Origin of the sequence: Bradyrhizobium embrapense (assembly GCF_001189235.2) — a bacterium.
Taxonomy (GTDB): Bacteria; Pseudomonadota; Alphaproteobacteria; order Rhizobiales; family Xanthobacteraceae; genus Bradyrhizobium; species Bradyrhizobium embrapense.
This window is the reverse complement of record NZ_LFIP02000007.1, coordinates 283,009-297,194: the sequence shown is the minus strand read 5'-3', so window position 1 is coordinate 297,194 and position 14,186 is coordinate 283,009. Positions and strand designations below refer to the sequence as shown.

Annotated in this window: 15 protein-coding genes and 1 pseudogene; 11 read left to right on the top strand and 5 right to left on the bottom strand. The window is 58.5% G+C overall.

The window, feature by feature from the left end; all coding sequences use genetic code 11:
* The first annotated feature begins 49 nt into the window (after positions 1-49).
* From AKN83_RS38830 to AKN83_RS28510, 3 genes are read left to right on the top strand one after another with little or no spacing between them, the layout of a single operon-like run.
* On the top strand, positions 50-445 hold the full coding sequence (locus tag AKN83_RS38830) for an NAD-binding protein (RefSeq protein WP_083992293.1): 396 nt from the start codon (positions 50-52) through the stop codon (positions 443-445).
* Positions 336-956, top strand: a complete 621-nt coding sequence (locus AKN83_RS41810) for a hypothetical protein (protein ID WP_283807412.1) — start codon at positions 336-338, stop codon at positions 954-956. Before AKN83_RS38830 ends, AKN83_RS41810 begins: the two co-directional genes overlap by 110 nt.
* Complete coding sequence (locus tag AKN83_RS28510) at positions 931-1,293, top strand: UDP binding domain-containing protein (protein ID WP_050399906.1); 363 nt, start codon at positions 931-933, stop codon at positions 1,291-1,293. Before AKN83_RS41810 ends, AKN83_RS28510 begins: the two co-directional genes overlap by 26 nt.
* A 652-nt stretch (positions 1,294-1,945) precedes the next feature.
* Here the strand turns inward: AKN83_RS28510 and AKN83_RS28505 are convergent.
* Both AKN83_RS28505 and AKN83_RS28500 read right to left on the bottom strand, forming a co-directional pair.
* Complete coding sequence (locus AKN83_RS28505; RefSeq protein WP_050399905.1) at positions 1,946-2,170, bottom strand: helix-turn-helix domain-containing protein; 225 nt, start codon at positions 2,168-2,170, stop codon at positions 1,946-1,948.
* Positions 2,171-2,377: 207 nt separating this feature from the next.
* Entirely contained in the window at positions 2,378-2,599 is a 222-nt protein-coding gene (locus AKN83_RS28500) for a helix-turn-helix domain-containing protein (protein WP_050399904.1), read from the bottom strand.
* A gap of 794 nt (positions 2,600-3,393) precedes the next feature.
* Here AKN83_RS28500 and AKN83_RS38820 point away from each other — a divergent pair.
* The 3 genes and pseudogenes from AKN83_RS38820 to AKN83_RS28490 all read left to right on the top strand — a co-directional run bounded on the left by AKN83_RS38820 (position 3,394) and on the right by AKN83_RS28490 (position 4,624).
* Complete coding sequence (locus AKN83_RS38820) at positions 3,394-3,669, top strand: DNA -binding domain-containing protein (RefSeq protein ID WP_083992291.1); 276 nt, start codon at positions 3,394-3,396, stop codon at positions 3,667-3,669.
* Between the two features lie 168 nt (positions 3,670-3,837).
* Positions 3,838-3,966: pseudogene (locus tag AKN83_RS41430) on the top strand (transcriptional regulator domain-containing protein); the annotation flags it as partial.
* Between the two features lie 298 nt (positions 3,967-4,264).
* Positions 4,265-4,624, top strand: coding sequence for a DUF2285 domain-containing protein (locus tag AKN83_RS28490; RefSeq protein WP_244522139.1), 360 nt, complete (start codon positions 4,265-4,267; stop codon positions 4,622-4,624).
* A gap of 262 nt (positions 4,625-4,886) precedes the next feature.
* Here the strand turns inward: AKN83_RS28490 and AKN83_RS28485 are convergent, their stop codons facing one another.
* From AKN83_RS28485 to AKN83_RS28475, 3 genes are all read right to left on the bottom strand, one after another.
* Positions 4,887-5,795, bottom strand: a complete 909-nt coding sequence (locus tag AKN83_RS28485) for a LysR family transcriptional regulator (protein ID WP_050399902.1) — start codon at positions 5,793-5,795, stop codon at positions 4,887-4,889.
* Positions 5,796-6,154: 359 nt separating this feature from the next.
* Complete coding sequence (locus AKN83_RS28480; protein WP_244522138.1) at positions 6,155-7,027, bottom strand: isocitrate lyase/phosphoenolpyruvate mutase family protein; 873 nt, start codon at positions 7,025-7,027, stop codon at positions 6,155-6,157.
* A gap of 10 nt (positions 7,028-7,037) precedes the next feature.
* Entirely contained in the window at positions 7,038-8,183 is a 1,146-nt protein-coding gene (locus AKN83_RS28475) for a pyridoxal phosphate-dependent aminotransferase (RefSeq protein WP_157113610.1), read from the bottom strand.
* Between the two features lie 627 nt (positions 8,184-8,810).
* Between AKN83_RS28475 and AKN83_RS28470 the strand changes: the two genes are divergently transcribed.
* From AKN83_RS28470 to AKN83_RS28450, 5 genes are all read left to right on the top strand, one after another.
* Positions 8,811-9,989 carry an ABC transporter ATP-binding protein gene (locus AKN83_RS28470; RefSeq protein ID WP_050399899.1) on the top strand — a complete coding sequence of 393 codons (1,179 nt, stop codon included), beginning with the start codon at positions 8,811-8,813 and terminating at the stop codon, positions 9,987-9,989.
* Positions 9,990-10,030: 41 nt separating this feature from the next.
* Positions 10,031-10,951 (top strand): carbohydrate ABC transporter permease, encoded by a 921-nt coding sequence (locus tag AKN83_RS28465; protein ID WP_050399898.1) that lies wholly within the window; start codon positions 10,031-10,033, stop codon positions 10,949-10,951.
* Complete coding sequence (locus AKN83_RS28460; RefSeq protein ID WP_050399897.1) at positions 10,948-11,796, top strand: carbohydrate ABC transporter permease; 849 nt, start codon at positions 10,948-10,950, stop codon at positions 11,794-11,796. Before AKN83_RS28465 ends, AKN83_RS28460 begins: the two co-directional genes overlap by 4 nt.
* Positions 11,797-11,810: 14 nt before the next feature.
* Positions 11,811-13,085 (top strand): extracellular solute-binding protein, encoded by a 1,275-nt coding sequence (locus AKN83_RS28455; RefSeq protein WP_050399896.1) that lies wholly within the window; start codon positions 11,811-11,813, stop codon positions 13,083-13,085.
* 240 nt (positions 13,086-13,325) lie between these two features.
* On the top strand, positions 13,326-14,186 hold the full coding sequence (locus tag AKN83_RS28450; RefSeq protein ID WP_063695566.1) for a phytanoyl-CoA dioxygenase family protein: 861 nt from the start codon (positions 13,326-13,328) through the stop codon (positions 14,184-14,186).

Below are 14,186 nucleotides of genomic sequence, written 5' to 3'. Positions count from 1 at the left end.
AGAGCGTGCGCCGCTAACTGTCCTTTCGACACGACGAGTTGAGGCAGTGATGCGCATTGCAATTATCGGCGCTGGTTATGTGGGCCTCGTCTCGGGCGTGTGCCTCGCGGCGGAGGGGCACGACGTGACGTGCGTCGATCTGCGGAACGATGTCATTGCGCCGCTTAGCGTCGGCGTGCCGCATATCCATGAGCGTGGCCTCCCTGAACTGCTCAAGTCAGTGCTTGCATCGGCCCGCTTTAGGGCGACCACGGAGCTTCACGCCTCGCTTGAGATGGCGGAAATCGCCTTGATCGCCGTCGGCACACCGGCCGAGAACGGCGCGATCGACCTTAGTGCCGTCCGGCAATGCGCTCGCCAGATTGCGCTTATCTCGCGACCATTCCTCATCATCTGTCGGTCGTCGCGAAGAGCACCGTCGTCCCGGGGACAATGGACACGATAGTGCGCCAAGAGCTCGAGCACTCGTCCGGAAGAAGCTCGGGGCATTCGGCTTGGGTATGAATCCGGAGTTTCTTCGCGAAGGAGAAGCGATCGAGGATTTCATGGAGCCCGATCGCATCGTGATCGGTCAGGAGGATGAGAGGGCGCTGGAGCGGCTCGAGGAACTCTATGTTCCGTGGAATTGCGATAAAGTGCGGGTGAACAGCCGCACGGCCGAAATGATCAAATACGCCAATAATGCAATTCTTGCCACCCGAGTCTCTGTGGTGAACGAGATAGCAAATCTCTGCGCTGCGGTAGGGGACATCGACGCCCTCGGCGTCATGCGCGGCGTCCATCTCGACAAACGCTCGTCGCCGATCACTCCCTTGGGCCGGCTCGCCCCACAGATCCTGACTTATCTCGTTCCGGGCTGTGGATTCGGCGGGTCATGCTTTCCAAAAGACGTACAAGCGCTGCGCACCAAAGGCGAGACTTGGCCTGCCGATGAACATGCTCAATGCCGTGCTTGACGACGCCGCGCAGCCGGGCCAGATCGTCTCTACTCTCGAATGGAAGTGCGGGCCTTTGTTCGGCCGACGAATCCTGGTTCTCGGCCTCTCCTTTAAGCCAGACACTGACGACGTCCGCGAATCCGCCTCGATCAAGATCGTTCGTGATCTTCTGCGGGTCGAAGCGGACGTTAAGTACTACGACCCGCTCGCTACGGAGAACTTCAAGTTCGCCATCGGAATCGCCGCGAACTGTATTCGGTTCTCGTCTGACTGGCGGCGCGAGGTCGAGTGGGCCGAAATCGTCATCATCGCGGCGCGGACGCAGAATACGACGAGCTCACCTCGTTGCGAATAGCCGGCAAGACGGTATTCGACGCGCGTCGACTGATCAACCCAGCCGCTGCGCCCACCCCGGATTACGTGACCGTTGGGCGCCGCCTGACTTGAGTCAGCCGTGCTCTACGAACCAACACCCATATCGGGAGCCTTCCTCGTCAGCCGTCGAGCCTCGCAGCGTCGCGGCTTTCTTGCCTGCGTCTTCTGCGCCGAAAGATCTGGCGCGTGGCATCGGGTTTGGCGACAGGATTCCGACAGATCAACACCTCAGTGTCTACGCATGCGGCACGCTCGGATGCCTGCACAATCAGATTGTGCAGGCCGGTAAGAGCAGTTGCCGAGGTGCACTCGTGGATCAGGGAGTCTCCAGCCACCGCCCGCGGAGCTCGTGGGTGTGATTGAGAATGGCCAAGCCGGCCATTAGTCGTGGCAGCACCGGCCGCCTTTTCGTCTCCTCGTAAACCGCCCCAAGCTTGTCTTGCCCATGTCGGTACGGAAATCGTCACGACCATTGCAACCACGTCGATGCGCCCCCGCGTCAGCCCATCTCGAATCCATGCTAGCCGCTGGGAAGACGATGCGCGCTGGAAATCACTTAGAGCAGCTTTCAAAGGTTACGGAAGAGACCAGAAAAATGGATTGGGGTAAGACGCGTATTGGGCTGTGCCTACCTAGCGGCCGCTCTTTGTGGGCCGCTTGAGGAACTCGGCAGGCTCAACGTCGAGCTTGTCGGCAAGGCGACCTATGATTTTGATGCTGACGTAATACGTGCCTTTTTCGAGCTTGCTCAAGTAGCTCCTGCTGATCTCGGCCTCGAAGGCAAGTTCGTCCTGGGACCATCTCCTCTTATTGCGCAGACGGCGCAAATTAGTGGCAAATGTCTCCCGCAAATCCATGCGGGACAAAAAGCCGTTTGCCCGACATACTGCACCTCGATATACTTCACAAAACGTCGTCCATGCACGTTTTGAACCGGAACGGCGTCGGTCTGCTGCACATGCGCCAACTCATCCTGCGCAAATGACCTCCCGGACCAGCATTCCACGGCTACGGTAGCCAGAAGAATGGATTGAGAGCATGACCGAATATTGGGATGGGTCTAGCTAACGCCTTTTGGCAGGGCGTTTAAGGAACTCAGCAGGCTCAACGTCGAGCTTTTCGGCAAGGCGACCTATGATTTTGATGCTGACGAAGTGTTCGGCCGTTTCAAGCTCGCTCAAATAGCCCCGGCTTATCTTTGCCTCGAAGGCAAGCTCGTCCTGCGACCATCCCCTCGCATTGCGCAGACGGCGCAAATTGGTGGCGAATGTTTCCCGCAAGTCCATGCGGGAAAGGATGCCGCTTGCTCGATATACTGCACCTCGATATACATTACAAAATGACGCCTCACGCTCGTTGTGAACCGGAACTGCGTCGATCTGTTGCGCGCGTAAGATCGTCCGGACCCCACCACTGAACCGTCGCTGATCCTGGTTCGGATAGTTCAGTGCTGTTGCGCCGTGGCGCGTCGCATCTGGTGACCTGCCGGCGACTTCTCGATTCGGAAGCCGCCGACGCCGACTCGAAAGAGGTTGATCGAACCGTGCGCCATATCGATCCAGGTCTCGGCCAGTGCGCGCCCGCGAACCGTTCGTCAGCCATTTGGCGGCCGCAACATGCTTGGCTAACCGGGATTACCGCGGCCTTGTTCGCGGCGGTGCGACCAGACGGCAAATTTTCTCACGTGGAGTTCGAAATCGAGAACAATGTTCTCACCAGCCGAGCAAACCGAGCAGCCATCATCGGCCAGCGAGTGGAGGCAACAGGTGCGTCGGCCAAACCCCACGCGTCGATTTCTACTTGGGCAACGAGCGAGCAAGGGCTTGCAGCACGCAAATCTGCTCATCGCGCTCCAAGCGATATGAACCCGTCAAATCAACACCGGCAAAGGTCGGAGCGAGCGAAATCGAGACAAGCGACGGAACGAGGCCCCAGATATCCGATGGCCGCCTTCAATCGATGTTTCTGCGAGGAACATTTTGTAGACCAGGGCAATCAATCCGGTACCAAGATGCCGCGAAGCGGGCTACCGTCGCTCAGATTTCAATAGAGTTTTTCAGTTTGCTAGGAGTTCTAGGCAGTGTCGGCCGATCCTAAGATCGCAGATGTGGCGCCCAGCGCGCCTGAGCTTACGCCATACGATGAGCAGCACGTCGTTACCTACCTGCGCCTTCTCGATGCACAGGCAGATAATGCAGATTGGCGCGAAGTCGCGCGCATTGTGCTCGATGTTGATCCGGTCGTTGAGCCCGATCGCGCGCGCCGTGCTTTCGACACTCATTTGGCTCGGGCCAAATGGATGGCGCGTCACGGCTATCGTCATCTCCTGCGACGCGGTTGGCCGAAGAGCGAATAGGCGACGCACTTGAAGCGGACGCGATTTCTTACTGAGCTCTAATCGCAAAAATTGACTGTTCCATCGACGGATCAGATCAACATTGATCAGATGCATTGGCGCAACCAGAAATCGTCACAATCGTGGGGCTGCAATTTCCTTGCATGAACGTGCGGGGAAGAAAGTACGATGGCAGCGGCTGACTGGAGATCAAAGCAAGCATATCCTGAGGCCAAGACGGTAGAAACGGAGGACATTGCCTGGGAATGTCTACGTCGCGACGTCGAGTATGAAAGAGATTATGAGGTCCTGACCGGCAGCCAACGATCCGACGCGACGACGGACCGCTTCCGAAGGAAGTGGGGGCTTTCGTTTCGCCCCAGATCCGCGAACGGCGTTCGACAAACAGGCCATTTTCTGGGCGCCCGAGGCGCTGTCGACCGTGCTGCCCGTCCACCCTGTTATCGGTTTGAGGTCGTCCAGACGGTACAACTTGGATGTCGGCAAACTAACGGGCAGCGAGCTTCGTCGGGCGCCAGATGGATGGCATGCCATCGTGCCGCTCGGAGGCGCGAAGCACCGCCTTTGGCTGAGAGACCTGCCATCGAGACGCTCAGTGATTGTCGTCGATCTCCCGCTCGACCGCTATTTCGACATTCGTTCGCAGGCGGCACAGCGCTTTTGGCGAGCGCTAGAACAGCGTCCCGTCGGCCCTTCCCCACGTGCACTGCCGATCCAGACCCGGCATTGGCTCATCCTTGCTCTGCGTGCCGCAGATGGATGGGTGGAAGGAAACAGCTATCGCGAAATCGCGGCAGGCCTGTTCGGCGCGCATCGCATTCCCGATCGAGGATGGAAAACAAGCGATGTTCGCAGCCGGATCATTCGCCTGGTCAAGAAGGGATTACGTCTCATCCGTGGCGGTTATCGCGCATTGCTCCGTCACAAGCGCAAAGGCAAGTACGATAAGTCCTAAGCTCTTGGCTGTCCGGTTCGTTGCAACCGCGGCCCCGACAACGCCGCCTCGCAGGTAAGCTCGTGAGGGGGATCATTGCGCGCGGCTTCCTTTGGGCATCACTCCGGTTCGATTTTCGCGACCGCGGAAGGGCCATCGAACAATGTAAAGTAAAGAGGCCGGGTGGATTGGACCATTCGCCGCTCGAACGATCAGCTTCGGCCACGTTGAGCTACGGTGGCTGTGACTATTCATATGATTTGTGGTATCGCCTGATGCGATGTTAGGCGGCTTCCGCAATTGCTGCCTTTTTACAGAGCCGAGCGACCCAGCGGCAGAAGGCGCGCGCGATTTCGGGATTGTCACTGCGATCGACCGCATAGGCCCGATACCGCATACCGCTTGGCGCGCGGGATCCTGGTATCACGTGCAGTGCTCCCGCGCGCACGAGATCACGAACAATGATTTCAGGCGCAACAAGGAGGCATTTTCCGGTCATGACGGCCGGCAGGGCAAGGTAATTGTGATCGTATCGTGCCCCCGACTTTATTTCTCTTGCGGTCAGGTTCATCGCCCTCAGCCATGTGGGCATTATGTCAGGCCGCGATGTGATGTTCAGAAGTGGCATTGAACGCGCAATCGACAGCGTTTTTCCTGCGACGTGACCTGGAGAGCCGACGCATACGAGGGTCTCATTGTAGATTTCCCAATCGTCGGCCGGTTCAATGACGGAAAGATCTCGGGTAATCAAGATGTCGAAATTGTCGGAAGATGTCGGCGGAGACAATGAACTGATCACGTCCACGATCACGCCATCCATCTCCGCAGAAAACGCCTGGAGATTAGGAATGAGGAAGGAATAAGCGAAGGTCGAAAGCGACGTGCGCACCACAATCCGGTTGGCGTCCGATCGGTTCCGGCGTCGCATCCTCTTGGCGGTGAAACACACTGTATCAAGGGGTTCGGAAACGGTATTCGCGAACAGCCGTCCGAATTGAGTCAATTCACTTCGCCGGCCTCGCCGTTCCACGAGATCTGTGCCGAGATACTCCTGCAACACAGCCAAATAGCGGCTGACCGAGCTCTGGGTTATTCCCAATGCGTTGGCCGCACGCGTTACGCTTCCTTCTCGCGCAATGGTCACAAATGCCCGGACCGCGTTGAGGGGCACCTCATCGTATTCGGCAGCCATCTTCCGCTCCGGTACCTCTTGGACTGTTGGCTACTTGCCACGGCAGGCCGTTGCCAAGCGTGGATGCTGTATCACATTATTCGATGCGTACGTCGGGATAACCGCTTATGAGGCGGAGCTCGCGCGCAAAATCAGCAATTTTGGTGCGTTTCGTACGGTTTGGCGCGCGACTGCTGTCGGCGGCTTTTGCACAGGTACTAAGCGCCAAATGGGTGGCGCGATCACTGCTCTCGCGTCGGCCGCGCGCGACTTTCGAGAGTATTAGGCCGCTACTCAGACTTTCCTAATGGCGTCGGGATGGCGTCTCAGCGGGCCTCTAGCGCTAGGTATAGTTTCAAAAATTGTTAGTCGCGAACGGTTCAGCCAAGGAAGCGAGCTTCGGCCGCTTTGACTTCATCCATCCTTTGAAGCTTGAAGATTTCCTCGACAGGTAGAATGTCCTTGCGGACGTGGTGGACACCGCCGTCGGCAATGATTCGGCGGAAGGTCTCCTGCATGGCAGTGGCAGAAGCGCGAATCCCGTAGTTGCCATAGATCATCATGCGGATGTTGCCGAGCGCTTTGACGCGCTCCGCATCGAGATCCGGGTAGGCGTTCGGCACGATCGCCAAAGGGACCGATCCGGTCCAGGCGCGCGAAAAGCTCTCGATCTCGCGAGGATCCGTTTTTCTCGAATGGACCAGGATCATGTCGGCGCCAGCCTCTACATAGGCTTGCGCTCTACGCAGCGCTTCAGCTTCGCCGAGTCCTGCAATTAAGGCTTCGGTGCGGGCAATGATGAGAAAGTCCGGGTCCCGTCTCGTTGCAACGGCGGCTTCGATCTTCCCTTGGAACTCTTCAATCCGCAACAATTCCTGACGTCCATCGGCAACAAGGCTCGTCACCTTCGGAAACGTCTTATCCTCGATGACAACGGCGCTAGCGCCGGCCCGTTCGTATTCACCGATCGCATGCATCACGTTAATCGCATTGCCGTAGCCTGTATCGATGTCGGCGACAATTGGCAGTCTCGTGCGTCCCGCAATCGCCCGCAGCATGTCGAGATGCTGCGTCATCGAGATCAGGCTCATGTCCGGCAGGCCGTACAGTGCCGACAGCTCGAAGCCGGAGGCCCATAGGCCATCAAATCCGGCTTCTTCTGCGAGAATTGCGGAAAGCGGGCTATGCGCGGCCATGACGTGGACGAGGCCAGTCTCGGCCATGCGGCTGCGCAGGCGTTTGGCAGGAAACACGGGAGATCCTTCAGGACAGGGTGGCGCAGGCAGCGATGATGCGGTCGCAGGCGCGGGTGAGGTCCGCGAGCGACGAAGCGTAGGAAATACGGATGTATGGCGAAGCCATGAAGCCGCTGCCGGGTACGACGGCCACGGCGAACGCATCGAGCAAATACATCGCGAAATCAGTGTCGGTTTCGATCACCTTGCGATTCGGTGTGCGCTTGCCGATAACGCCCGCGCAGGAAGGGAAAACGTAGAAGGCGCCGTCCGGCACCCGGCACGAAAGTCCCTCCGCCTGGTCGAGCTTGGCGACCACAAGATCGCGACGCTGCAGGAAGGCGCTCGCAAATTCATCGATATGCTTCCGTCCGCCGGACAGCGCCTCGATCGCGGCATATTGCGAGATCGAGCTGGTGTGCGAAGAGGTCTGGCCCTGGATCAGGTTCATGGCCTTGATCAGCGGCAGAGGCCCTGCGCCATAACCGACGCGCCAGCCCGTCATTGCGTCGGCCTTGGAGACGCCGTTGACCGTCAATGTGCGGTCGTAGAGGTCCGGTGCCACCGCAGCCATTGTGGCGAAGTCGACGTCGTAGGTGAGTTTTTCATAGATATCGTCGGACAGCACGTGGACATGGGCATGGCGGCGCAGCACGGCGGCGAGCGCCTGCAACTCGCTTCGGCTGTAAACCGCTCCGGTCGGATTGCAGGGCGAGTTCAGCATCAGCCACTTCGTGCGCGGCGTGATTGCCGCTTCCAATGCCTCAGCACGCAGCTTGAATCCATGGCATTCATCGCAGGCGATGAGGACCGGTTTGCCGCCAGCGAGTGCCACCATATCGGGATAGGAAACCCAGCACGGTGTCGGTATCACCACCTCGTCGCCTGCATCAAGACTGGCGAAGAGGGCATTGAAAATGACCTGCTTGGCTCCACAGCCAACCGTGATCTGGTCGAGCCCGTAAGCGAGCTCGTGATCCCGGCTCAAGCTCTTCTGGATCGCCTCGCGCAGCGGCTTAATGCCGGCGACCGGCGTGTACTTCGTCTTCCCGTCGTGGATCGCCCGGATAGCGGCGTCGCGGACGGCGGTCGGCGTCTCGAAATCCGGCTCGCCCTGACTGAGCGTGATCACATCGAAACCCCGGTCGCGCAGCTCGGCCGCGCGCGCCGTCATGGCCTTGGTTTCAGAGGGGCGAACAAGTCTGAGCCGTTCTGTAACGAGAGACAAAATGGAGCACCTGCGGACTTCGACACGAATTTCCCACGCTTTCTAATCGCTCGCAGAGCGGCCAACAAACTGGCCGTCGCGTTTGTTGAACGAAATGATCGCAAGTTGCGATGCCTCGCGTGGTGTCGCGAGGGACGGCCAGAGGCGCGCGTCATCCGGCGGAAGACGTACAATGTTGGTTGGTCTTTGTGTTGATGCGGCGCGGACACGTGGAAACCCCTTTGGTCCAGGAGAGAACGAGCAGGAGGGACCGGCGAGACGCGGCGCGTCAGGTTCGGTGGCCAAATTGCGCTGTGTCCCAGCTGCGATCGGCGCTGAGGCTCGATGCAGCGCGTGGTAGGTTCTGTTCCCGCGCACTGCGATTACTAAGCGGGCGCGCTAAGCTTTGAATGTTCGCTTCGAACTCTGGAGTAGCGCGCCATCGCATATAGCTTGGCCTTGCATCGAATTATTCGATCGGTGTCATCCAGCTGTAGCACTAAGGGTCTTGAAGCTCAGCCTGGGCTTGAGGGGATAGACGATCTCCTCGTCGCGCTTGCGCGAAGAGTTTCATGCAGATGGGGAAGTAGCGCGGTGGCATCGGTTTCGATCGAAAGCATTCGTAAAGACTACAGCCTGGTGCCTGTCCTCCGCAATGTTTCACTGTCGATAGCCGACGGTGAGTTTCTGACGCTACTGGGGCCGTCGGGCTGTGGGAAATCGACGCTGCTCCGAATCCTGGCGGGACTTGAGGTGCAGGATGCGGGCTCGGTCCGGATCGCCGAACGCGTGGTGGACGGACTGCGGCCAAAGCGGCGGGATATCGCGATGGTGTTCCAGTCCTATGCACTCTATCCCCACATGAGCGTCGCATCGAACATGGCATTGCCGCTGCGGATGCGCCGACTCTCTGCCTTGCAGAGGCTGCCCGTTCTCGGTCGTCTGCTGCCAGGAACCGCCCAGATCACTGCGGACATTGATATGGAAGTCTCGCATACCGCAAAATCGCTCGGTATCGGCCACCTGTTGCCACGCAAGCCGGGGCAGCTATCAGGTGGCCAGCGCCAGCGTGTCGCGGTCGGTCGCGCGATGGTGCGCCATCCGGCCGTCTTCCTGATGGACGAGCCACTATCCAACCTCGATGCCAAATTGCGCGTTCAGATGCGCGCCGAGATCAAGGAGCTGCACCGGCGGCTTGGGGTCACCTTCGTCTATGTCACGCATGACCAGGCCGAAGCTATGACCCTTTCGGACCGGGTAGCGGTGATGCTCGACGGTGAGTTGCTGCAGGTTGCTCCGCCGCAAGACATCTATGCCGATCCCGACAATCGGCGCGTCGCCGAATTCATTGGTTCGCCCAAGATCAACATGTTTGACGGCGTGGTACGCGAACGCGGACTCATCGACGTGGCCGGGTCGACGCTTACAATCGAGGCCGATGCAATCACAGGTACGGCGCTCTCCCTCGGCATTCGCCCGGAGGCGTTTTATCTCGCTGAGCGCGGCGGGCAGGGGACGCTGACGGGTTCCGTGCGAATGATCGAGCATATGGGGTCAGATCTCTTCGTTTACCTTGATCTGGCCGGCATCGACCAACCCTTGATCGCAAGGCTGCTCGCCGAACGGGCGCCGCATATTGTTCCCGGCCAGACCTTGCATGTTGGGGTGAGACCGGAGCGCATTCTCTTGTTCACGCGGGATGGACGACGCTTACGGCCGGATAGGGATTCTTCCAAGGGGGCGGTCACCCCGTTCCGAGAGGTCGCGAGATGAGCGGGCCTCTTACTCTATCCGAAGCTTCGGACAAGCGCCTCATGCCGATCGAAGTGCCATTGCCAACCGCCCAGCTGGCTCGCAAGCGAGCCCTTTCAGAAGCGCTGGTGGCCTTGGCGCTGGCTGGGCCCGCGGTCTTTTTTCTGGTTGTACTGTTCTTCCTGCCGGTTGCTGCCATCTTCGTCATCGCGCTGACCGACTGGCGGTTTGGAGCGACGTCTCTTTCTTTTGTCGGCCTTTCTAACTTCCGCGAAGTCTGCGCGGACGCGGGTTTTCGGGCGTCGCTCGTCAATACTGTTGTCTACGTTTCGATCGTCGTTCCCGGAACTGTCATCCTCGGTCTTGCGATCGCGCTTGTCATCGAAGGCGGACGGTCCTGCCGGGGCCTCTATCGCGCCATCCATTTCTTGCCCTTCATGGCGACGCTCACCGCGATGGCGATTGCCTGGGAAGCGCTGTTGCATCCAACAATTGGTCTCGTCAACCAGGCGCTCGCCGCGCTCGGACTGCCGACCGCCAACTGGCTGCGTGATGAGAATGTGGCTCTTCCAATACTCGCCGTGATCGGCATCTGGCAGAACCTCGGCTACGCAATGGTGTTGTTTCTTGCCGGTCTGAAGAGCATCCCGCAGGAGCTGTACAATGCCGCCGATGTCGACGGTGCTGACCTTTGGATTGATCGGTTGCGCACTGTCACCCTGCCGATGCTTGGGCCGGTCACGATGTTCGTTGTCATCGTCGTGGCGCTACGAGCATTCGAGGCCTTTGACACCGTAAAGGTGCTAACTCAAGGCGGCCCCGGTCGTGCCTCCGAAGTTCTGCTCTACACGCTCTACCGCGAAAGCTTCGAGTATCTGCGCACGGGATATGGGGCTGCCGTCGCGGTCCTATTCCTCGCCATCGTAACGACTCTCACCCTCGTTCAGGTCCGCTTCATGGACACCAAGGTGCACTACCAATGAACGCCGGAATTTCTCCGAGCCGCTTGCCGCTGTCCGTGGCCCTCCTTCGACACGCGGTGCTGCTCACGACGGGAACGCTCATTCTCCTGCCCTTCGTGTGGATGCTGTCGCTGTCGATCAAGCCGCCGGGAGAGATCTTTCGGGCGTCCTTTTCCTTCTGGCCCGACAAGCTATATGCCGTCGAAAACTATACCAAAGCGCTGAGTGAGACACCACTGCTGCGCTATATGGGCAATGGTGTCCTCGTCTGTACGATGATTCTGCTGTCGCAGATCCTCGTTTGCGCGCCTTGTGCCTATGCGCTGGCGAAACTTCGCTTTCCTGGACGCGGCCTTCTCTTCGGCCTGGTGTTGGTGGGACTGCTGCTACCGCACCAAGTGCTAGCGCTACCGCTCTTTGCTCTGGGTCATCAGCTCGGGATACTCGATACCTACGCAGCGCTTATCTTCCCTTATATCGTCTCGCCGTTTGGTATCTTTTTGTTTCGTCAGTTCTTCAAGACTATTCCAGATGACCTCGTGCATGCGGCCCGGCTCGACGGTGTTTCTGAACTCGCGATCGTCTGGAGGATCATGCTGCCGATGGCGCTGCCCGCCGTCATCGCCTTCTCCATCTTCTCGCTTGTCAGCCATTGGAACGATCTGTTCTGGCCGCTCATAGCGGTGCGCGACCAATCCCTGATGCCGCCCTCGCTCGGCATCATGGCGTTCAAGAACGAAGAGGCTGGCAATGACTATGGGCCCCTCATGGCCGCCTCTACCCTTGTCGTGCTGCCCCTCGTCATCGCCTTCCTTGCCGCACAGAAATGGTTTGTTGAAGGGATGACCGGGGGAGCGGTGAAGTAGCGCTGGAGATGCTTATGCCATTGAGACGCAGAGATATTCTTGTCGCCGGCACCGCGGCAATCGGCATTGGAGCTTTGCACTCGGCGCGCGCCGCTGGCCGTAAGTTAACATTGAAGATCAGCACCCCGATCGGCACCTACCAGAAAATGCTTGGTGAACTTGCCAGCCAGTTCACCTCTGCCAATCCCGAGATCGTTATAGAGTTCGTAGCCAAAGGCGAAAACTGGGATCCCTTGCTCCAGATCACGCTGCGCGACGGTTTGATCAGCGATCTTCCTGACGGCACATGGCAGTCACTGACCTACGCGCCATTGCTCGCGCGGCGCGGCTACGCGCAGCCTTTTGATTCCGTTGCTGGCGGAAGCACGGCCGTCGTCGAGCTCGGCCTGTCAAGCGCGGCCTTGGAAGCCGTATCAGCGGGGGGAAACATCCACGCCCTGCCATTCGGCACGACGGTTCCCGTCATTTACTACAACATGGATCTCCTAAGCCGGGTTGGATACACCTCGTCCAGCCTGCCCTCGACCTGGGAGGACATCATCGCGCTCGGCGTGAAAGTTGCAGCACTTGACCGAACGATTGATGGTGGCTTTGTCGAGTACGACGCCTCCAACGCCTGGATGTTTCAGAATCTCATCGCCACATTTGGGGGGAGAATGATGAAGTCCGATTTGAGCGAGATAGCCTTTGATACGGCTGAAGGCTTGAGGGCGTTAGAGGTTGTGTGGCGCTTCGGAGAGGCGAGCACTGTCAATATGACCCGCGAACAGGCGCGCCAAGCATTCAACGCCGGCGCCTGCGGCATCCTTGTTCGTTCGGCAAGCGGTATCACATCGGTCGCCAAGGCAGCCCAAGGGCGATTTGAGCTAAAAGTCGGCCAGTTGCCAGTTCCCGCCGCCGGGGGCCAGCTGGTCGGTGCTGCCCATGGCTTCATGATGTTTACCAAAGACTGGGAGCGGCAGAAGGCGTTGTGGGCATTCCTGCGCTTCGCCGCCGGGCCGGAGGGCCAGATGATTCTTGCCCGGCACACTGGCTATCTGCCCGTTAACCTGATGGCGCTTAAGGATCCGACATTCCGGAACCAGTACCTCGCCATCAATCCCTACCACGCGGCGATTCTTGATCAGTTGGCAATTACAACAGATCAAGTCTCGTTCTCGAGTGACAACGCGGTCAAGATCACCGATATGATGACTGAGCTGATGAGGCTGGTGCTTGTGCATCGGATTCAGCCAAAAGCCGCGCTCGCCACGATGGCCGAGCAGACCCGCAAACTGCTCAATGCGTGACCTCTGGCCGATCTCCCGCAAGATAAATCCATACTTTCCGAGCTTCGGTCATTCGTCGCCCTCTTCAACATAAACGTCGTCGACCGTAGCAATTCCAAGCATCTTCGACGAGGCCATAGACCCGTTCGTTCGTCGGCACTCGCCGATTTTTGACCAAACTGACATCGGCGCACCAGTTCTGTTGGTCGCCTCATTCCTGCTCACGTCAATCGACGTGAAACGACCTACCCAGGAGAGAAAATGCCAAAAATATTAAGTGAAGCGCAGGTTCAACAATATCGTTCCAAGGGGTTCGTTTGTCCGATTGACGCTCTTTCGGTAGAGGAGGCCAACGAATTCTTGGCGCGCATGGAAGATCTCGAAAGTCGGGAGCCAAATCTATGGGCGCGCTCGAAGATAAAGCCGCATCTTTTGATGATGTGGCTAAATGATCTCATGAGAAACTCGAATGTTCTGGACGCGGTTGAAGACGTTCTGGGGCCCGACATCATGGCATGGGCAACCGGCCACTTTGATAAGAAACCACACGATCCGAGCTTTGTCAGCTGGCATCAGGATGGGACGTATTGGGGGCTCTCCGAACCAAGCGTTGTTACGGCCTGGATCGCATTAACGCCCAGTAACCGGAACAACGGGTGCATGCGGGTCATTCCTGGCAGCCATCACCAAGGGCAATTGCCGCATAGAGACACCGACGATAAAAACAATCTGTTGAGCCGTGGTCAGGATGTCGAAGTCAAGGTCGATGAAGCCGACGCCGTCGATTTGGAGCTTCGGCCCGGCCAAATCTCCCTTCATCACACGATGCTTATTCATGGTTCCAAGCCGAATTTCTCCGACACACGACGGCTAGGAATAACCATTAGATATGTCGCAGCGCATGTCAGCCAGACCAGCGGGTTCAAAGACAGTGCGACCCTGGTTCGCGGGATCGATAATTATCGGAATTTTGTCGCCGAGCCTCGCCCGAGCCGCGACTTTGATCCAGATGCTGTTGAATTCTATGAGGCGATGGTTGCCGAAAGCCGCAGGCGCAAGGACGCCATTGCCGCTCACCACCAAAGCCGGCCGGAACAGTTCAAATCGGCAGGCTCGCTCTGA